The 20,619-nt window shown below is 42.6% G+C and carries 19 protein-coding genes and 1 pseudogene; 7 read left to right on the top strand and 13 right to left on the bottom strand.

Features of this window, described 5'->3' with window-relative positions:
- Window positions 1-382: 382 nt before the first annotated feature.
- Complete coding sequence (locus NL647_RS16980; protein WP_026138255.1) at window positions 383-1,699, top strand: TolC family outer membrane protein; 1,317 nt, start codon at window positions 383-385, stop codon at window positions 1,697-1,699.
- A 1-nt stretch (window position 1,700) separates the two neighbouring features.
- Window positions 1,701-2,327, top strand: a complete 627-nt coding sequence (locus NL647_RS16985; RefSeq protein ID WP_005445925.1) for an OmpA family protein — start codon at window positions 1,701-1,703, stop codon at window positions 2,325-2,327.
- Window positions 2,328-2,413: 86 nt separating this feature from the next.
- Here NL647_RS16985 and NL647_RS16990 read toward each other — a convergent pair whose 3' ends face one another.
- Complete coding sequence (locus NL647_RS16990; protein ID WP_061065032.1) at window positions 2,414-3,955, bottom strand: diguanylate cyclase; 1,542 nt, start codon at window positions 3,953-3,955, stop codon at window positions 2,414-2,416.
- A 439-nt stretch (window positions 3,956-4,394) separates the two neighbouring features.
- Between NL647_RS16990 and NL647_RS16995 the strand changes: the two genes are divergently transcribed.
- The 3 genes from NL647_RS16995 to NL647_RS17005 are packed head-to-tail and all read left to right on the top strand — an operon-like array spanning window position 4,395 to window position 9,152.
- Complete coding sequence (locus NL647_RS16995; protein ID WP_154203694.1) at window positions 4,395-7,556, top strand: response regulator; 3,162 nt, start codon at window positions 4,395-4,397, stop codon at window positions 7,554-7,556.
- Between the two features lie 11 nt (window positions 7,557-7,567).
- A complete protein-coding gene (locus NL647_RS17000; protein ID WP_005445931.1) occupies window positions 7,568-8,047 on the top strand; it encodes a hypothetical protein in 480 nt (159 codons plus the stop codon).
- 1 nt (window position 8,048) lies between these two features.
- Complete coding sequence (locus tag NL647_RS17005) at window positions 8,049-9,152, top strand: sulfate ABC transporter permease (protein ID WP_154203693.1); 1,104 nt, start codon at window positions 8,049-8,051, stop codon at window positions 9,150-9,152.
- A 71-nt stretch (window positions 9,153-9,223) separates the two neighbouring features.
- On the opposite strand, the gene NL647_RS17010 is transcribed toward NL647_RS17005, so the two are convergent.
- From NL647_RS17010 to NL647_RS17035, 6 genes and pseudogenes are all read right to left on the bottom strand, one after another.
- Window positions 9,224-9,838 (bottom strand): sugar O-acetyltransferase, encoded by a 615-nt coding sequence (locus NL647_RS17010; RefSeq protein ID WP_253650435.1) that lies wholly within the window; start codon window positions 9,836-9,838, stop codon window positions 9,224-9,226.
- Window positions 9,839-10,180: 342 nt separating this feature from the next.
- Window positions 10,181-10,501, bottom strand: a complete 321-nt coding sequence (locus tag NL647_RS17015) for a hypothetical protein (RefSeq protein ID WP_005445937.1) — start codon at window positions 10,499-10,501, stop codon at window positions 10,181-10,183.
- Between the two features lie 152 nt (window positions 10,502-10,653).
- Entirely contained in the window at window positions 10,654-11,202 is a 549-nt protein-coding gene (locus NL647_RS17020) for a class IV adenylate cyclase (RefSeq protein ID WP_047516717.1), read from the bottom strand.
- A gap of 103 nt (window positions 11,203-11,305) precedes the next feature.
- Window positions 11,306-11,740, bottom strand: coding sequence for a DUF962 domain-containing protein (locus tag NL647_RS17025; protein ID WP_005445940.1), 435 nt, complete (start codon window positions 11,738-11,740; stop codon window positions 11,306-11,308).
- A gap of 116 nt (window positions 11,741-11,856) precedes the next feature.
- Window positions 11,857-12,075: pseudogene (locus tag NL647_RS17030) on the bottom strand (MmcQ/YjbR family DNA-binding protein).
- Window positions 12,076-12,146: 71 nt separating this feature from the next.
- On the bottom strand, window positions 12,147-12,629 hold the full coding sequence (locus tag NL647_RS17035; RefSeq protein ID WP_005445949.1) for a MarR family winged helix-turn-helix transcriptional regulator: 483 nt from the start codon (window positions 12,627-12,629) through the stop codon (window positions 12,147-12,149).
- A 121-nt stretch (window positions 12,630-12,750) separates the two neighbouring features.
- Between NL647_RS17035 and NL647_RS17040 the strand changes: the two genes are divergently transcribed.
- Window positions 12,751-13,656, top strand: coding sequence for a DMT family transporter (locus tag NL647_RS17040; RefSeq protein ID WP_029788153.1), 906 nt, complete (start codon window positions 12,751-12,753; stop codon window positions 13,654-13,656).
- A gap of 176 nt (window positions 13,657-13,832) precedes the next feature.
- On the opposite strand, the gene NL647_RS17045 is transcribed toward NL647_RS17040, so the two are convergent.
- The gene (locus NL647_RS17045; RefSeq protein ID WP_154203692.1) at window positions 13,833-14,393 is read right to left on the bottom strand and encodes an HdeD family acid-resistance protein; all 561 of its coding nucleotides are present in this window, start codon (window positions 14,391-14,393) and stop codon (window positions 13,833-13,835) included.
- A gap of 292 nt (window positions 14,394-14,685) precedes the next feature.
- Here NL647_RS17045 and NL647_RS17050 point away from each other — a divergent pair, with 292 nt between their 5' ends.
- A complete protein-coding gene (locus tag NL647_RS17050) occupies window positions 14,686-15,969 on the top strand; it encodes a mechanosensitive ion channel family protein (protein WP_053053216.1) in 1,284 nt (427 codons plus the stop codon).
- Window positions 15,970-15,989: 20 nt separating this feature from the next.
- Here NL647_RS17050 and NL647_RS17055 read toward each other — a convergent pair whose 3' ends face one another.
- From NL647_RS17055 to NL647_RS17075, 5 genes are all read right to left on the bottom strand, one after another.
- Window positions 15,990-16,178 (bottom strand): hypothetical protein, encoded by a 189-nt coding sequence (locus NL647_RS17055; protein WP_005445954.1) that lies wholly within the window; start codon window positions 16,176-16,178, stop codon window positions 15,990-15,992.
- Between the two features lie 427 nt (window positions 16,179-16,605).
- Window positions 16,606-17,697, bottom strand: a complete 1,092-nt coding sequence (locus NL647_RS17060; protein ID WP_026000333.1) for a linear amide C-N hydrolase — start codon at window positions 17,695-17,697, stop codon at window positions 16,606-16,608.
- A 247-nt stretch (window positions 17,698-17,944) separates the two neighbouring features.
- On the bottom strand, window positions 17,945-18,385 hold the full coding sequence (locus NL647_RS17065; RefSeq protein ID WP_017818106.1) for a hypothetical protein: 441 nt from the start codon (window positions 18,383-18,385) through the stop codon (window positions 17,945-17,947).
- Window positions 18,386-18,670: 285 nt separating this feature from the next.
- On the bottom strand, window positions 18,671-19,234 hold the full coding sequence (locus NL647_RS17070) for an OmpA family protein (RefSeq protein ID WP_005445957.1): 564 nt from the start codon (window positions 19,232-19,234) through the stop codon (window positions 18,671-18,673).
- A gap of 1 nt (window position 19,235) precedes the next feature.
- Window positions 19,236-20,618: a TadE/TadG family type IV pilus assembly protein gene (locus tag NL647_RS17075; RefSeq protein ID WP_005445959.1), complete on the bottom strand. Its 1,383-nt coding sequence runs from the start codon at window positions 20,616-20,618 to the stop codon at window positions 19,236-19,238.
- Between the last annotated feature and the right edge of the window lies 1 nt (window position 20,619).

The following is a 20,619-nucleotide window of genomic DNA, read 5'->3' on the forward strand; positions in this document are numbered from 1 at the left end:
AAGTTGTCAAAAGTTTGTCACCCCAACAAATACGACTATAGTTTAGTCAAAATCATCGTGTTTTCTTTGTATATGGCGACAACGAGATGGGAACGAGTTCCATAGGCGGGGATCGTTTTACTTTAGGCGCGAAACAGGTTGTAGGACGCTATGATATTAAGAATTCAAGCTTTTCTTCTGATAAAGGCTGCCAACCAAATGAGCACTCTGGCTCATATGTGCTAAGGTTTTATTAGGCGGATCACTGGATTTTCTGAATAAAAGCCTAGGGTTAACAGAATGTTGATTAATTCATCGACGATAAGCTGTTATTTGTGATGTTTCGTCTCAATCTTGAGATGAAATAACTAAAAAGCTATACAAATTTTCTAGGAGAACCACTGTGAAATGGAATCGACTAAAAATAGCTTGCTGCTGCAGTTTCATTTTGACGTCACCCGTGTTCGGTCAAACTTTAGAGCAAGCCGTAGCGCTCACGTTGAAGAATAACCCAGACATCAAGAGTGCGTTCAATGAGTTCAACAGTCGTAAATACATCAACGAAGCCTCATCTGGAGCATATTTACCATCCATAGACTTGGATGCGGGCATCGGTTATGAAGGGATTGACCCGGCTGAAGAAGTGAGCCGTGGAGACACGGATTTAACACGAAAGGAAGCGTCCATCACTTTAACCCAGCTCATATGGGATGGCAGCGCAACACTGAATGATATGGACCGAACTGCAGCAGATGCTGAATCGGTAAGATTTCAACTACTCGCTGACGCTTCAGACACCGCGTTAGAAGTAACCAGAGTTTATTTAGACTCAGTGAAAGCGTACGAAATATTAACTCTGTCAGAGAACAACCTTGCAGTGCATAAGAAAATTTACGCAGATATTAAAAAGCGCGTAAATTCTGGGATTGGATCGACTGCCGATTTAACGCAAGTTGAAGCTCGTTTAGCGAAAGCGCACGGTAACTTGGCGGCTGCACAGAACAACCTTTTCGATTCTCATACCATGTTCACTCGTTTAGTGGGTCAAACACCACAAGGTTTGATCTTTCCACGTGCCGATGAAAACTTCCTTCCTTACACCGTGGACGAAGCAATCGGATTAGCATTTGAAGTCCACCCAGTCATCCAAGTCGCGTTGGCTGATGTGGATTCCGCAAAGTTCCAGTACAAACAATCTAAGGGCGTTAACTACCCAACCATCTCAATTGAAGCTTCTCAGACTTGGCGTGATGATGCGGACGGTCTAAAAGGCAGAAGCGACGAAACACTGGCTATGCTCAGATTGCGTTATAACCTTTACAACGGTGGTAGCGACGCAGCGAACTCTGAAAACTTCGCTTACCAACTCAATAAAGCAAAAGACCTTCGTGAAGGTGCATATCAAAATGTTGAAGAAGGTTTAAGGCTGTCTTGGAGCGCATTGGATCTTACGCTGCAACAAAAAGAGTTCCTATCCGATCACGTAGATTCAGCCGCAAAAACAGTCATTGCCTACGAGAAACAATATCGTATTGGTAAGCGTACCCTACTCGATTTGCTCAACACAGAAAATGAGCTGTTTGAAGCACGTAAGGACTACTTGGATGCCAAATATGCTGAGCAATACGCAAAATACCGCGTAATGAACGCAACCGGTCAACTGCTTAACTCTTTGCGTATCGATATACCACGAGAGTGGCTAGAGAAAGTGGAGTATTAATATGAAAGTAATACCTATTTTTTTCATGGTTGGTTTGATTTCCGCTTGTAGTGGCTCTAATTCAAACAGAGTAACCGGTGATGAATACGAATACATGGAAACACCGACAGCTAACCAGATTGCTGACTTAATCGACGATGACAGAGACGGTGTTATTAATGCACGAGACCTGTGTCCTGGAACACCAGAAGGCTCTTTGATCGATAACGACGGCTGTGGGGAATACGCGAAATCATCCCAAGAAATGCAGATTCGAGTTCTATTTGCTAACGACTCTTCTGAAATCAACCCTGTCTTTGCTCAGCAAATTAGCGACCTTTCTGATTTCCTTAAAGAGTACCCAACAACGTCAATTGAACTGCAAGGTTACACCAGTATCACTGGTACGGATGAATACAATCTTGCCCTTTCGAAACGCAGAGCAGAAAGCGTTCGCAACGAGCTGATTCAAAATGGGATATCACCAGATCGTCTAAGAATCGTCGGCTTTGGTGAAACCAAGCTTGCCGCTCAAGGGACAGATGAAAGAAGTCATGCACTCAATCGCCGTGTAACCGCAACCGTGGTCGGATACAAAGGTGAAGTCGAGAAAGAATGGACTATCTTCACAACGCTACCTAAGAATTAATAGTTAAAGCCTCTCTGTTAGGTAACCATCTCAAGCAATAACAAAAAAGCCAGCAAGATATCATCGCTGGCTTTTGTTTGGGCTTTCTACACCGAACTGACCAAAGGTACTTCAATCATAGATGAGTGGTAAAACTTGTAGCGCCCCTTACCTAGTTGTTTTGCGCGGTACACCGCCATGTCTGAGCAATGGAGAAGCGTCTCAATATCTCGCTCTACATCCTCAGTCATCACAACACCAATCGACGCGGTTAGATTAATATCAATACCTAAACGGTCTGCGGTTGCTTGGAGTTGGTGAAGAAACTGATCCAACTTTAATTCTAGCTCTCGCTTACTATTAAACTCTTGAGTTAGAACAACAAACTCATCCCCACCAAAACGACCGATGAGGTCTCGTTTGTGAGCAAAGTGTTCTCGCAAGACTGCCACAAACAACGCAATAACTTTATCCCCAGCCATATGACCATAGGTGTCGTTGATAAACTTCAGGTTGTCCATATCAAAGAAGATACATGCTTTAGGACTGTTACTGAGCGACAGTGACTTTTCAGCGCCACGCAAGAAGTATTCACGAGTCAGCAAGCCACTTCGTGAGCAAAAAACACCATTCCGACTTGCTTGAAGAACTTGTTCAAAATGTTCCTTTAGCTCCATGGACGTGTCGTTGAACACAACTTGGCTCTCTTCTAAAAATCGGTCAAGGGGCTGGGTCAAACCAACCACTTGTTTCCCCATCATACGAGCAATCACAACGTAAATAGCAATGATCATGAGAACATTCACACCAAACATCATGGTGCCTTCACCCAATAAACTGCTGAACTTAGCTTTGGATAACAGAATCCAAGGTGTTCCATCTACTTTAGTGAATTCAACGTAAGATAGATCAAATGGCGAACTGTAAGTAAAGAATCCCCCATTATTTGCCCTGGTAAGTGCTTTTAGATTCCCTTCACGATCAAACAGCTTCTCATAACCGTAGTTGAATAAGTTTACCCCTACATAGAACTCATCTTTAGAATGGCTGATGATATTCAGATCTTCATCCAGTAAAACGCTGTAGATATCATTTTCGCTATCGCTTTGGAGCGCGGTTTGAATTTCGCCAAAATGAATAGAAGCTGAGATGGTACCCATTAGGTCTCCCAATTCATCGAACATAGGGCGACATAACACGTATACGATATTGCCGTTTGAGATATCAGTGAGAACGTCGGTCATCACTGCTTTTTTACTGCGAATCACTTGATGAAAGTAATCTCGATGAGCGATGGAGTGCACCTTATTGTTGTGCGTGCTCACCATGTTCCCGACTCCATCACTAAAGCCAATACCCGCAAGCTCAAAGGCTTGCTTGTAAGGGACCGCACGATTTGCCCGTTCTTGCAACGTAATATCGGGTTCGATGAAGTGTTCGTCTTTGCTCATTGCTCGTAGTAAATCGCGGTATCCATCGACGATGGTTCCTAGGTTGATCTCCGCCGATTTTACATGGTATCGAGCTAGGTTTTTCGCCTCATCAACTTGTTGATACGCCCAATAAGTAAAGTTAGTAAAGAGTGCTATCAACACTATTGGGACAGTGTAACGCAGGGTGACTGACTGAAGACTTCGAGATACGTTCATGATTTAGTTATTGTTATTTGCCATCGATTAGCGGTTTATTTAAGCCTTTTTCCAGCTCATGGGCCTTGAATGTTGGCGTACAGATTTTAAAAAATACAAGTACGTTTACACTACGGTCTCACCAGCAAGAAAATCCGCCAATTATACTCACCCCTGTATATCGAAACAGACATTTTAGTAGTCTTGACGACAAAACATTTTAATCATTCAACAAATGAAATTTGTTTATAAATATCAGTAAATTGAATAATTCTCACCGAATGAGAAACGCAGTTTTTATTGATAGATTTAAAGTTTTATATCCTTAACAAATCGAACTTTTGTCGCAGGTGTCACAGTTTTCATATGGCAAAAGTACGAATTTTTGTGCTGAATTTCTAACAATTGAGATAGTTAGCCTACACTTTTCATATCAACTTATTGGATATGGACGTGCACAGTGGTCGGATCGTTTTCATGGAATAACCTATCGGTAAAACACAAGCTATTTAGCTTGGTTTTCTTACCCATCATTTTGCTTCTCTTTCTAGCCGGACAGCAAGTTCATCGACTATCTAGCCAAGCGCAAGATCTTGAGAAAGCGCAACTGTTCTCTGACTATATGGACAAAGTCTCTTATCTCTATAATTTGCCGAATAACACTGAAGTTACCGATGTTGAAGCAGAAATAAAATCGGTAACTCAATCACTCAGCAATGGTGCCAATGGCATGTTCTTGGATAAAGGCGCTGAGATGAAAGACCTTCTTTCTAGCCTCGAAGAAGCGAACCTCTCTCTGTCGGCAGCCACCGACATGGACGAGCGTCTCGATATCGCAGAGTGGCGTGCAGATACCTACAAACAGATTTTATTGGCATTAGAAAAGGTGCCATTCAATGATGCAACTTTTGAAATTCAAGCCCACCTTTCAGCATTGATGCAAATTGAGTGGTTAATGTTCTGGTCTCAAGAAGAAAACCTGCTCAGTCAATATTTAATTTACTCTATTGAACAAAATCAAAGCTATGACGTAGATGTCAGCAGCGAGATCGACTCCTTAGTTAAGAATCAGCAACTGTTCTTAGAACGCTTCGTCACATTAAACGCCAATCAACAGCAAGTTGAATTGCTTATTGAAACTTTCACCAATGACGTCTTTGTACGCAGTCAAGAATTTAGAAGCTTCCTTTTAAATGAAGAAGCACTTAGTACACTTCCACCACAAGAAATCGCAGCTGGTTTAACAGCTCTAAACGGTCGACTCGCTCTGCTTAAGGCGGTCGACAACAAAATGACGGAGCAATTGCAAGCAGACGTAGAACATGCCATTTCCGCGGCAAACCAACAACGACTGATGTTCATTAGCGTCATGTCAGTCATGACAATTCTCGTCGTGAGCTTAGCCGTGCGTTTGGTTCGAAAAGTAACCAGTAATCTTCAACTGGTTCTTGAGTTCTTACGTCGTGACAGTTACAGCGAAGAATCCCCCCTTGTCGAATTAGTCAAAGGTAAAGACGAGCTGAGTAAGTTTGCCCAAGAAGTCGAGAGGCTCAGTTATGAACGAGAACAAGCCAAGGTTAAATTAACTCAAGCGAAAGAAGACGCAGAGCGCGCAAAAGACGATGCAATTAAAGCAAGCAAAGCGAAAAGCAGCTTCTTAGCCAACATGTCCCATGAAATCCGCACCCCTCTTAATGGCGTTATTGGTATTTCTGAAGTGCTATCTGATACATCATTAACCGCAACACAGCGCGACTATGTTGATACGATTGAAACGTCCTCCCAACTGTTACTTAGCTTGATAAACGACATACTCGATTTCTCTAAGATTGAATCCGGTATGTTATTGATCAGTCCGCACTCGACCTGTGTGCGCGAATCCATTTACGATATTGCTTCTATCGTTTCACCAAAAGCAAAAGAGAAAGGCATCGACCTTAAAGTAAACATCAGCCGCAACACGCCTTTCCGCTTAATGATCGACGATCACCGTTTACGCCAAGTCGTAATGAACTTTATGTCTAACGCCGTTAAATTTACTGATAAAGGAACGGTGCTCCTCTCTGTTACAACTCATGTTGTTTCTGGTTCAAATGCCGTAATGGAGTTTTCTGTTCAAGATTCCGGTATTGGTATTGATGAGCAACAACAGAAAAAGATCTTCGAACCATTCGCACAAGAAGATGACTCCACTACCCGCCAATTTGGCGGTACTGGGCTGGGCTTAGCCATCAGCACTCAACTGGTTGAGTTAATGGGTGGGCAAATTCAACTTGAATCAGAAAAAGGCAAAGGTAGCCGCTTCTTCTTCCAATTGAACCCTTCTGTTGTTCAACTCGACTTTGATGCAAAACACACCGCAAATTATGGACAAATTTGGTTGGTCTGCGACGACACCAACATGGAAACAACGCTTCGTGATGAATTGAACTTCTACCGTATCGCTGTTCACCAATCGGTTACGAGTTTAGAGAGTTTACCAACATGGATTAATGACAATGAGCACATCATTGTTATCTACGCTGAAACTCGACCAAATGCTGCAATGGAAAGCGAAGATCACTTCAACAAGCTTGAATCGCAGAACGTCCGCTTATGCTTGGTTAAACACCTTCATAGTGACCAATTTGATTTTGGTGAAAGTGTCAGTGCCATCATTACGCAACCTCTTCTTGGGCAACGTCTGGTCAAAGCGCTTGAAAATTGCGAGACCAAATTCAACCAAGCAAATTTACAAGCAGTGGTGGGTACATCAGAACCGTCGCAAAGTAAGATTTTGGTGGTCGACGATAACACCGTAAACCAGAAAATCGCAGGCTTGCACGTAACCAAAGCGGGTTTTACTTTTGACCTAGCAGCAAATGGACTAGAAGCGGTCGAGATGTTCAAAAAGAATCAATACTCCTTGATTCTTATGGATTGCATGATGCCAGTTATGGATGGATTTGAAGCCACGCAGAAAATCCGACAGCTGGAACACGAACAAAATCGCAGTGTGAAGATCCCAATTATCGCGTTAACGGCAAGTGTGGTCGATGACGACATCCAGAAATGTTTTGATGTTGGCATGGATGATTACGTACCGAAACCTTTCAAAGCCAACATATTGAAAGAGAAATTAGCAAAAGCGACGGCTGTTCCAATCGTTGAAGACAACGTATCGTCTGCCTTCTCTGGTACTGGCATTAGCGCGAAATCTAAACCGCAAGATAAACCGGAACCGACCTCTATCAATACACTTCCAAGCCGATCTGAGCGCATTTTGCTTGTAGAAGATAATACGGTGAACCAGAAAGTTGCCTCGTTATTGCTGAGTAAAGCTGGGTATCAGTTTGAGATTGCCGAAAATGGTCAGATCGCCGTTGATATGTTTCAACAAGATAACGGTTTCGACATCATTTTGATGGATTGCATGATGCCTGTAATGGACGGCTTCGAAGCGACGAAAGAAATCCGTGCTTACGAAAAAAATTCGGGATTACCCAAAACGCCGATTATTGCACTGACAGCAAGTGTTGTGGACGATGATATCCAGCGTTGCTACGACTCTGGCATGGATGCATACGTACCGAAGCCTGTCAGAAAAGAAAAACTTCTGCACCAGATTGAAAGCGTCATTTAAGGGGTAATAGTATGGATACCCACTTCTCTATAGCTAAAAATAACGTTCTCAAATCGCTCTCTACAGCTTTGATGGCTTTTGCTTTGCTGATGTCGTTCGATAGTGAAGCTCTCGCAGCCGATAGCTATGCGATTTTTTCCCTCGACTCTAATTTTGATGAGCTCAACATAACCAAAGCGAGAAAACTGTATCGTGGTAAAACCAAGCGTTTACAAGGTAAGCGAATCGAGCTGTCTGATTGGCCGGATGCATCATCTGAACGTTCAGAGTTCTACCGTTATTTACTCAATAAAAACGCGGCGCAAATGAATGCGCACTGGGCGAGCTTGTCGTTTTCAGGAAAAGCTCGCCCACCGAAAGTCATTGATAATTCCAGTATGGAAGCCCTTTTAGAATGGATGAAAGAAAAGCCTAACCGCATTGGGTATGCACCAGTGAGTAGCCTTCCTTCAAATGCTCAAATCCTCTACGTTGTAAGTTCGGAGAAATAATATGAAGAAAACACTCATCGCATCCATCACGGCAACAACACTAAGTAGCGTCGCTTTCCCGAGCTTGGCAGCAATCGAACTCACCGATAACTTATCGTTAAGTGGCTTTGGCTCAACCTCATGGGCGACAACAGACAACAAAACGCCAGTATTAGTGAATCGTTTTATCGATGACGAAAACTGTTATGACTGTGACACAACATTAGGTGTTCAACTGGATTTTTACTACGACGCGTTTAAAGCATCCGCGCAGGTGGTGAAAAGACCGCAAGACCATTGGAGTGACCCGCAACTAGAGTGGGCTTACCTCGCCTATACCTATGGCAATATTGAGTTTCGTGGCGGTCGCCTGAGAATGCCCGTGTTCTTAGCCTCTGAATACTACTATGTCGGACACGCATTTACCCCTGCTCGCCCACCTAATGAAGTTTATGACAGTATCTTAGGCATCACCGCGTTTAACGGCATTTCATTCTTGTGGAACTATGACATCAATGACAGCATGACACTGACGACTACGCCATTTGTCGGTTTCCACGATGAAAGCACGGTCGACTTCAATGACAGGACTGAGCTAACATTTACGACCAATGAAATGTACGGTATTAACTTCATTTTAAGTGGCGATTATTATCGATGGAACTTCACGTACATGGATTCAAGTTATGACCAAGAGACGAAGTTAAGTAACTTCCCGGTACAGTTGCCAGATGGCTCAGTGATGGTTCTACCTTCCTTTACTGATAAACTGAAAGATCAAAGCATAAAGCTGTACTCATTAGGTGCAGAATATGAGTTTGATGCCTTCACGTTAACCGTCGAAGGTCAAACCAATGATATCGCTTCCTCCTGGTATGCTCAGGGCGCGTATAACCTGAACAAATTTACCCCTTACGTGACTTATGGTCAGCAGTTTGATGACCACGAGCACAAGGTTGGGGACAGCTACCTACTTGGTGTGAGATACGATCTTCACTACAACGTGTCACTCAATGCAGAATGGCAACACTTCAAAGCTTATCACAATGTATCTGGCGCATTCGTCGATACACCAGAGGATGATAATGCAAACATGTACACCATCATGGTGAACTTTGTCTTTTAGCGCCATGGCAGGTCGAGTAATACCGACCTGCCCGCTTTTCCGAAATGCTCAAACGATGTTCATGTAACGGGCTAACCATTAAACATGTTTTGCTCAATCTTACGATCTCTAAAGTAAAACTCTTTATCGTGCTTGCCGATTTCTCGTAATACTCGACAAGGATTGCCAACCGCAACAACATTAGCTGGGATATCCTTTGTCACGACACTCCCCGCGCCAATTACGGAGTTTTCGCCGATTGTCACGCCCGGTAATACCACCGAGTTCGCCCCTATCCAAACGTTATTACCAATATGAACTGGGATATTAAACTGAGCGATGTCGCGCCTTAGTTCCGGAACAATTGGGTGCCCAGCAGTCGCGATGGTGACATTCGGTCCAATCATGACATGATCGCCGATATAAATATGAGTGTCGTCAACTAAAGTCAGATTAAAGTTAGCGTAAACATTGTCACCTAGGTGAGTATGGCAGCCCCAGTTAGCTCTCAATGGCGGTTCGATGTAGCAATTCTTTCCAACCGATGCGAGCAAGTGATTCAATATGTTAGAGCGCTTCTCTCCCTCCGAAGGACGTGTTTGATTGTAGTCGTATAAGGTCTCTAGACATTCAGTTTGCATTGCTGCCAACGCTTCATCATTGCAGAAGTACACCTGTTGGCTGTGTAGCATGATTTTCTTATCCATTGCCGTTCCTGTTTAGGATGTTCTTTGCAAAAATCTAGCAAAGAGACGCTCACGAAATCTTAGCCAAAATCATGAAAGTAGCACCGCATCGCAATCAGAAATAAATAATGCCATCAGGCGCACAATTTCACGCGATACGAGCAACAGACAAAGATGGGAGATGGTTAAACACTAATTGAATGGAGATAAAACAAGACGAAAGAATGAAACGTTGAAATGAAAGTTGCCATCAAAAATGCCGCGAAAATCGAATCTTACGGCTTATGCCCAAGTGACTTTGATATGCGGAGTTCAGAGTGTTGTCATTGATTCGAGGTTACTTGGGTATGTTATCAAACGGTCTTATTTCTTCTTTTTGCGGTTTTCTAATCGAGCTTTAAACTTCTTGTTTCGACGCTTTAGAGCACGGAAAAATTTAGACTCTTCGTGATACCAACCTATCACGCTAATCGGAAAGCCCACCAGCATCACGATAAATAAATCCGCAGGAAACTGCTCCGTGATGTCTTTAAAGGTTTGCAGCTCACCGAATATAAACAAGCCAATGACTTTGCCAAGCAGCAACGCACAGCAGATCATCAAGAAAGACTTAATAATATAGTGCCACTTGCCTTTCTTGCGCTCTTCTCGCCAATACACGTATTTGTGCTCGCGGTTGTACATTGTCCCTCCAAATTCGTGACATTGTCACGGACACTATCGCGAATGGTTACCTATTTTGTTAATGGGCGTAGGCGCATTGCTTACGCACTACTTCTAATCATAGTGCTGTTGGAGGGAGTTGCTTGTCAGACCAATAAGAAATGACGTGAATTTTACCTAGACTGCCACATCTGCTTGTATGAACGGAACTCCTTGTTCGACTCATCCAAACCAAAACGTGCCGCAAGTGCTTCTAACTCTTGCTTATAACGAACAAGTGAACTTTCGTCATCGGTCATAATGGCGAATTCCGCAAAGTGCCCAATGCCTTCTAGATGGTCGAGAGTAATATGGAATGAGCCGATAAAGTAAATGCTGCGTACTTTTTTGGTTTGAAGAATCACTTCGTAGCCCATGTTTCCTAGCATACTTTTGGCAGCATGTGACTTAGTAATATCGGTGGCTTCACAGCGATCCTCTTCCGGTCCTTTGACAATCCAAAGTTTGATACCAGACGGCTCGATTTCTCGGATTACCAGACTTTTTCCTTCATGACTGAGTTTGCGTTCTGGCGTGTCGTAGAACCAATCAGACTCTTGATTGTCTTCAAACATGACTTCATGTTCTAAACCACTCAACACTGCTAAAAAAGCTTGTTTATCTTGTACACGGTATTTCAATTCGACTTCAAACTGACCTTGAAAATGCTGATCTGCACTCATGTGGCAACCTCATTACTGCTCTACACCTCATACCTCTGGGTGTTTCAAAGCAGCAGGATGGTAGCACAGCCTAAGTCGCGAATCTGATAAACAGACCTTTCTTTTAATGTTTACGAAAGACCCAGATTGGTCCTATCAAAAGAAACTGAATATCTTCGAAAAACGAGGGCTTCTTCCCCTCTATCTTGTGCCCGATAAACTGGAATATCCAAAGGATTCCAAATAGCAGCATTGAGATGTGGAGTACCGGCCAACCGAGTATCTCCATTGACCATATCAAGCCAATACACGCAACCGTGTAGCCGATCATCATCATAAATACGCTTAGTGAGAGTCGGAAATAAAAGATCCAAGCTGGTAACGCCGCCAGCCATACCCAATTGAGATTGAACCCAAACAAAGGAATCTGCGGAATGGACCATATCAACCCGACGACAGAAAGAAAGATGCCAGGGACAGCAACTTTATGAATTTTCTGGTTGATTGGATTTTGATGGCTTTCACCGTAAGCTTCTAACCATTCAGAGAGTGCACGCATAACTTCACCTTTAACATCACCATAACATTTATATAGTCGGTGCGAGTTAAAGGTGCGAGTTTTTGTTTATTGATATTGATAATAAGCCGAATATCTGTGAGCAATAACAAACTATCTTACTGATATCCCAATGAAATACGCTGAGCTTTGGTTAATTTGGCGACCACAAGATCATATGAGCGTTCACACAAATCTTGTACTAACCCGTCTTCAGGCGTTACTTTAACGCTTACGTACTCTCTCCCATTTCACTCGGCTAGAATGGCGAGCATCTTCTCTTTGATTTTAAAAACCAACGCATCAGGACCGAACGGAAAGTCACTTTCTGCACACATCAATGTATCGAGAAACTGCGCTAACTATCTAATGCTCGCGATTCATCCCTATCCTAAACCTTTGAATTCATTTATTCATATTGAGGCAATAACAATTTTAATGCCTGATTAACCTGTGCTCTTTCATCACGAGTCAACGACCCCATTAATTCATGCTGAGCCTGTAAATGTTGCTCAATCAGCGCATCGATCAGCTCAAAACCTTTTGAAGTAAGCTGAACACTCACACTGCGGCGATCTTCTTTGCTGTGCTCGCGAGCGATCAATCCTTTTTTTTCCAGCTTGTCGAGTCGATTGGTCATGGCACCAGACGTCAGCATCATCGATGAGATCAACTCCGAAGGGGTTAAACGATAAGGTTCACCACTACGACGCAACGTAGCTAATACATCGAACTCACCCATTTTAAGATCGTAGCGCTTATGCACTTCGGCAACGTGGTTTTCCATATATTTAGCAATCCGCATTAAACGCCCCATAATCGCCATTGGCTCGGTATCGAGATCAGGCTTTTCCTTAGCCCACTGACTTACCACTCTATCAATTGCGTCCATTTATCCTTTTATCTCCAAAGACATTTTGATTGACCAATTTATTTTAACATAAAGATACTTTACAAGAAGCAATAACGAGCGTACCTTTACAACAAATTATCTCAACGTAAAGATATTTAACATGAACATTTTACTCGCGATGATTCCGGCGTTCTTCTGGGGTACAACGTACGCTGTGACGCAGTTTACTTTGCCAGACTGGCCGCCAGTGTTACTTGGTGCACTGCGAGCATTGCCAGCTGGTCTATTGCTACTTGCTATCAAACCTTCATTACCAAAGAAACAAGATTGGAAGATCTTGCTTGTGCTTGGCACGATTAATATTGCCCTCTTTTTTGGTCTCATTTTCGTGATGGCGTTAACCTTGCCTTCTGCAATCTCTGGTGTGGGTATGATTTCAGTACCTGTCTTTGCCATGCTGTTTGGGTGGGTGGTTTACAAGCGCCAACCGAGCCTTATTCAAGGAGTCAGCGGGGCCACCCTTATCGCCCTGGCTTGGTTTTTGTTCGACCCAAGCTCGATTACGCTAAACCCGATCGGTCTAGTGGCTATGCTCTCTGCCATTATGTGTATTGTGATCGGTAGCAGCGTAACTAAGTCTCTAGGTTCAAGAATGCATTGGTGGACGGTACTCACTTGGCAACTTATTTTAGGCGGCGTTGTTTTATCTATCGCGGCAGGTGTACTAGCAAGCATTAACCCTGAGCCATACGTTCAAGCAGTCGAAAACATCACTCTAAAAAACCTAAGTGGACTACTGTGGGTAATCATACTCAACACCGCACTCGGCTACGGCATGTACGTGTGGTTATTGCAGCGTATGTCGGTTGTGGACTTTACTTTCGGTGGCATTGCTAACCCTGTTGCGGGCATTGTCTCTGGTTTGGTTTTGATGGGTGAAAGCTTCACGCCTATTCAATACAGCCTAATGATCGGCATGATTACGATGTCACTTGTGCCTCAGTTGGTTCTTTCACTCAAAGAAAAGCGCAATGTCAGCCTCACTAAACCTTGTGAATCCAAATAACGCAGAGCGTTAACAGATCTCATTAATTCACAATAAAAGCCCGAGTTGATGATCGGGCTTTTTGTTGTTTCGTTAATCCCTTCACCTTTATCGTTCTATAAAAAATGCCCACCGAATCGGCAGGCACTTTGTACTGTTCTATACCCAAGTAACCTCGAGATACTAGATGGCGCTCTTTAAGAGAGCTTCTTCATTTGCATCCCCATAAAGATAAAGCTAATGCCTTCAATCAATAATGAGATACCAACAAAAGTGCCTAGCAATGTAGTCGAGAACGCAGGAGCGTCGAGCAACATAAAGAAGTAGCCACCAATCAGAACAGAAATCACGCCACTGAACACGATCACATTACTGCTTGGTAAACTGCGATTACTTAAGCCGAAAAATACACGGGTTAAACCATTTAGAATCATCACGATCACCATCAACATAGTAATGGTCACCAAACCTGCCAATGGTTTAAACAGAATGAACAGACCGCCGACAATATACAGCACAGCACTTAATACGTACCAAAGCTTCTCTTTCCACACATTAATAGAAAACGTGTGGTATGCCTGAACCAAACCACTGAACAGTAGTACCGCACCTACGATAGTCGATATCGTTACGCCCGCAAGCGCTGGCAAACTCATAGCACCAATGCCCATTAAAGAGATAATAACGCCAACGATAACGAAGTATTTCCAGCCTTTAGACAAAAATGTAGGCTGTTGTGATTGATTAGAATTTTCCATTGAATGCCTCTTGAATTAAACGCGAGCCGCCTTTTCAGTCTAGTCTAATAAAACATAGGGAGTTCACAGACTTAACAGAAATACGTGTCCCGTTTGCATAATTGGATGTTAAACCTGTATCACATCATCGGCTATACGCTATTTTTGAATAATAAGTTTCAAGATTGCTGGATTAAACCAGTGCAAAACAAAGAGATGGAGAGTAGGATGAGCGGCTTTCTAACGCCTGTTGCCTGACCTCTTCAAAGAAGTTCTCACTTCTTCATTCAGGTTACATTTTGAGGATGACATTTTGCTCGATCATCACATTCGCACTTTCATAGCAGACAAACTCAGTTCCGTGGGCATCAATAGTGACCCTTATGGCATCGAACTCACAACCGTTTTCATTCTTGCGAGCTTAACCGCAGCAGCGATCAGCTACTTGATAGTGCATCACCTGATCGTGCGGTCAGTCAATAATGTTCTACAAAAAGCCAATAAACCACTCGCTGAAAGCTTGGCGAAGTATGATGTCTTAGAGAAGCTCTCATTACTGATCCCAATCATGGTGTTGGATGTCTTTATCCCTCTCGCCGTAGGTCACTACGATTGGTTAGCGAACATCTTTGACCGGATTCTAAGCATCTCTATTTTAGTCATTTTTATCTGGATGATCTTTGCCCTGCTTGATGCGTTAAATGACATTGCGACGTTTAAAGGCATCACGAGAAGAATGCCGATCAAAAGCTTCGTCCAACTGATAAAACTGTTCACCTTCTTTGTTGGTGTTGTGGTTTCCATGTCGATTCTTGCCAACGAATCACCGGTGATTTTCCTATCAGGTTTAGGCGTTGCGACGGGCTTCGTCATGTTGGTGTTTAAGGATACGATATTGGGCTTTGTTGCAGGCATTCAACTATCTGCAAACCGCATGATCAGCCTGAACGATTGGATTCAAATGGACTCTTACGGTGCGAATGGCACAGTAGAGGAAATCTCACTCACCACAGTAAAAGTTCGAAACTTCGATAACACCGTGAGCATGCTGCCTGCTTACGCATTGGTGCAAAACGCCTTCATTAACTGGCAAGGCATGTCAGATTCTGGCGGTCGCCGTATCAAGCGCTCCGTGAATGTTGATGTCACATCAATTCGCTTCTTATCTGATGAAGAAATTGAAAAGCTAAAAAGCATCCGAATCCTTCGTCAGTACATTTATGAAAAATCGCGTGAAATCAGTGACTACAATCAAGAAATGAGTGAGGAACCCGCCTTCGGCAACCTACGTCAAATGACCAACTTAGGTATGTTCCGCGCTTACATTAATGCTTACTTGAAAGCGAACAAAGACATTCACCAGTACATGCTGATTATGGTGAGGCAGCTAGAGCCGACACCAGAGGGTATTCCGTTGCAGGTTTACGCTTTTACCAATAATACTGACTGGGCTTACTATGAAGGTGTGCAAGCGGACTTGTTCGATCATATCTACTCAATCATGCCTTTGTTTGGTCTGCGTCCATACCAAATGTTCACGAGTAATGATGCTAGACAAATCGCTTTAGAAAAAGTAACCAGCAAGAGCAATTCATAAGACATCTTAGAGAGTGGAGTTTACTCTTCACTCTCTAAATTTAGGCTAAGACGTTTTCGATCATAACGATGCTCGGCAAGCACGCCCCCTTCAACCTTATATCTCAAGCCATATTTACCAATACAGCCTCGCAACCTTAAACGGGTTAAATCCGACAAATCAGAAGCAGTGCCAGCTTTATCAACCAACTGAATCCAATATCTCTCCATTTTATCCTTCATGCCACTTCCCCAACTAACATTTATATATTTAGGGAGATTCTGGCAAATATCCGAGGAAGTCTGGATAGCATACGCTAGAACATTTCTGAAAGAATGCCTATGAGAATCGCATAAAACCGAATTAAAAGGCTAAAAACAGCACTTTCTGCCTGATTTTCTAATCTTAGCTATATACCTCGAGATACCTGATTCAGCGAGAACGAATTGGTTTAAAGACGCGGCGGTGGTTTAAAGGTCTAGTGGGTCTAAATCAAGAATCCGCTACAAAGCATGCAAGCTAAGCCCCTTACTATTTGCAAAGGATGCCCTTTGGGAGCGTGTCGTTGAAAAAGAGAGATTTATGAAAAGAGAAGGGAAAGAAAAGGAAAATGATTGAAAGAGAACAGGCTCTCACCTGCTCTCTTGGGTTTATGAATTAAAGACGGATTTCTTCAACTGTAAACGAGCCGTTATCAAGTTTACGTTTAAGCTCCTGCTTTTGGTTAAAGTCTATCTTTTTCAAATCAACCTTTTTAATTCGGCTGTCATGCATGGTTGTGTAGTAAAGCGCACCATTTCCTTGGTCGATCACTGATGTCCATTGAGTGGCACTTGGCAAATTTGGGATATGCTCACGATATTCGGCGTTAAACTCAGTACCAATTGGAATATCGAAGTTGTTTAGAATATGGAACGCTTGAGAGACCGCTTCTTGCGAGTTTTTTGATTCTGGCGCGGTATTAACAAAGAACGCAGCACGAACAAAACGTGATGGCGGCGTAATGTCTCCCGGCAAACCTAAGAAACCAGAGCCAATACCAAAAGATTTCGCTTCAACGTCACCAAACTTGGTCGGCGCACTGGTGCCCGGTTGCAGATGGATGTAGTTGTTCAAGTTCGTTACTTGCCATGGGAAGGTTGGCGAATTAGTCAGTACACCCACCTCATTGTCGTAAATATGTACCTGACCACCATCCATAATTTCAATTACGATGTTGTTGCCTGCTTTATCAGTAACACGCCAATGTCCGGTTGGTGATGGCTGCCCTTTTTCATCGATATACACTGGCACAATATCGATGTTTTTCATTGCGGTTTTCACTTCTTCAACGGTTTTAAATTGTGACAACATCCAACGGACAAAGTCCATATCAGCGATACTATTTGCGCGATCTTTCGGGTTGTAAGCCTTTAAAGAACCGTACCCTTTAAAGTAGAACAAACCAGCTGTTAGCCCTTCTTCGTTAATACCTTCGCCAATAAAGCGGTCATCACTCACTGAAATACCAACAAATCCATATTTGCTCTTCCAGCTTAAACCGTGCTTTTGGTCTGGCATGGTTGATGTGAACATATAGTCACGCGGGGCGACAATCAGTTTACTATTGAGATCGCTCTCACCCCATTCAATCGTTCGAGCGTGAATATGGTCATTTGCAGTAGTTGAAAGAGAGATGCCAGTACAAGCGATTGCAGGCGCAATAATACTGGCAGAAAGTGCCATAGCTAGGAGGGTTTTCTTTATCATTTTTAGATCCACCAAGGAGGGGTAACATTTCGCGATTGTATTCCTTTTTAAGTAACTTACAATCGAAAATATATAAAATCGGTAGAATATAGAGAATGAACAACTAAAGCGCTCAAAGTGATTAGCTTTGAGCGGATACCTAGCTAAGACAAAAGACTATAAGTAAAAAGTGACACTGTCATTGATTTCCAAGGTATAAGAAATCGTCCTCTAACCCAGTCCCTCCCAATTGAAATCACAACAACCCCTAGTTATTACAATCGTAACTAATGCCCTCATACATGGTACTTATGTCGATGTACTTTTCGTAGTTCAGGTACGCGACAATTCGAGCATCGGTATTGAACATCAATCGATTTACCGCATGTATCGCATCATAAAGATCTTTACCGTCCACCCCGGCTTCCTTAAAGCAATGTCTGACATAACGGTAATCTTTGTAGATCTCGTATGCCAAGAGCTGATTATTCGCATCGTTACTCGAGAAGTCGTGTTGCAAAATGCTTGAAGAATATTGTACGTAACGCAAAAGAAAATCGTGATTAATTTCACTGATTTTGAGTGCTTTCAACACTGCTTCCACGTCGTCACGGATGTGATTGTGATTCTTGTCGATTCCTAACAATGAATCGGATACGTCCTTCTTAATAGAAGGATTTGATATCACCCTCTCTAACTGCGAACTCATACTTGGTCCAATAATGACCTCCGCTGAATATATTGGGTGGCTAATGAATAGAAAAAAGGTAGAAGCGATAACGCATCGAGAAATAGACATTTTAATTATCGTTGTATAAAAACAAAATTAAATGCTATCGATTAATGATTGAAAAATGAAATAGACATTTATTATTCCATAATAAATATCAGTAATAAAAGAGCTTGGTAAGTACCAAGCTCTTTTACTAAACAACCCCACTTAATAGTGAGCACATAAAAATTATAATGACAACAGCAAACAGTGGATTACACATTAGTCTATCGTTAATACAACTCGACGGTTACAGCCAGATACTTTGTTTTCATTTACCTTACAAATCGGCGCAGACTCACCGAATGCTTTTTCAACAATCCTGTTGCCTAGACCTAACCCTTGTTTCAGGTATGTTGTTGCGGCATTCGCGCGACGAGCAGACAAGCCTTTGTTATAAGCCTGAGAGCCGACCTCATCAGTATGCCCTTCAACAAGAACACGAGTACCTTCGTCAACCAGTTCCAAGTATTGCGAAATCGCTTGTTTGTGAGTGTCTGTTAAACGATATTTATCAGTATCATAGTTGAGGATCAACGACATCGAGTTCTTATCAAAGGTGCAGCTGTCGGTCGCATTCAACCCTTCAACCTTAACTACTCTCTTATCCTGTACAATAGAGCGTTCTTCATTTACCGTCACCGCTAACTTACCAACAACCTGAGTGACTTTTGTTTCGGAACTTTTAAGAATTTTAGAGCTCACGTAGTTTTCATCATGATTAATACAATTAGCGAGTGCGACATTTGAGGTAAAAATAATCGCGATTGATAATAATTTTTTCATTTTAATCTTTTAATCGTCCTGTCTCTTCGTTAATCAGATTTAATATGTATTTGTAGACATCTTTACCATTTTTTGCGTGATAAATATTTTTCTCGCCAACACAATCACCGAATCCATCGTCCTTTTGTACGTTGTAGTTAACACCTATAACGCCCATAGTGACTTTTGTTTTTTCACCTTCTAACTTCGCGTGTTCACTTTGAAACTTATTTTCTTTGCTAGAAATTCTTTTCTTGAGCTGTTCACAAAGGTTGTGTTCACGCACTAATGACTTCAAGAACTTGTCGTAAACTTGTTGATACTGAATATAACCATAACTGTCTCGATAACTTTTCGTGACCACGTCGTATTTGTTTCTATACGTACTGTTTCGATGGAGATAGTCAGGGAACCGTACGTCTGTATCTGCACCATCAGAAAGGAAGATAAACACCTGTTCTGGGTTACGCTCTTCTTTCTTAACTTTGTCTGCCTCTTTCGCTGCTGCAATCAGACCTAACCAAGAATTGGTGCCGCCGCCCCTAGCAGGCATTACCTTATTCGAATTCAAGATATTGATAAATTCCTGATAGTTGTCTGTTATTGGAATATCTCGTGCCTGATTGTAATAACTAGAGTGGTACACGTTTTGTTCATCCACAGACTGGTCAAACATATCATCGACAATGCTTTGGAAAGATGCTTCTGTGTGAGAAAACTCACTTGCATAGTCGTAGAATTTTAGTCTGCGATCTTTTTTATCGTATTTCACGTTGTAGGCGTTGTAAGTCAACAAGGCAACGCGACTCTTCTTATTCTCACCGGTTTTGAAGTCCTTCAAATCTTCGACAACTTTGGTGATCGTTTCCTTCACCACCTGCATCTGGGTTTTGTTGTTTTGCCCATACCACAGGTTACTCATCGATTGACTGGTATCCAGTATGAAGTAGATATCCACCGGTTGAGGTAAGTATTTCCGGGTGATCGAGTCGCCAGACACTTTGAATTTTGGCTCTACGCCGATTTCATTATGTGAAATCCATGAATCATGCTCAGAGGTCGCAACCACGGTGAAGTCTGCAAATGGCGATAACTCATTGGCTTTCTGAACACAACCGTCTTTGTACTCACACTTCTTGGTCGATACGTTGATCTGAATGTCGCTAATATTGTCGGTAATATATAAGTCGACAATTCTCTGCGCATAGTCTTTGTCTTCTTGATTGTCTTTACCTGGACTTGCAATCAAGGCAAGACTCGCAACTTCAGCCGCCTCCTCTATTTTTGAGTGCGCAAGCAAACGTTGCGTATAGCCAACAGAAAACGAGAAAGTGATGATTAATATAGGGAGAAACGAAAGAAATATGATCCCAGCAACCCCTTTTTGCTTAGTGAAGCGCTTCATA

Origin of the sequence: Vibrio sp. Y29_XK_CS5, from assembly GCF_024181835.1 — a bacterium.
GTDB classification, from domain to species: Bacteria; Pseudomonadota; Gammaproteobacteria; order Enterobacterales; family Vibrionaceae; genus Vibrio; species Vibrio harveyi.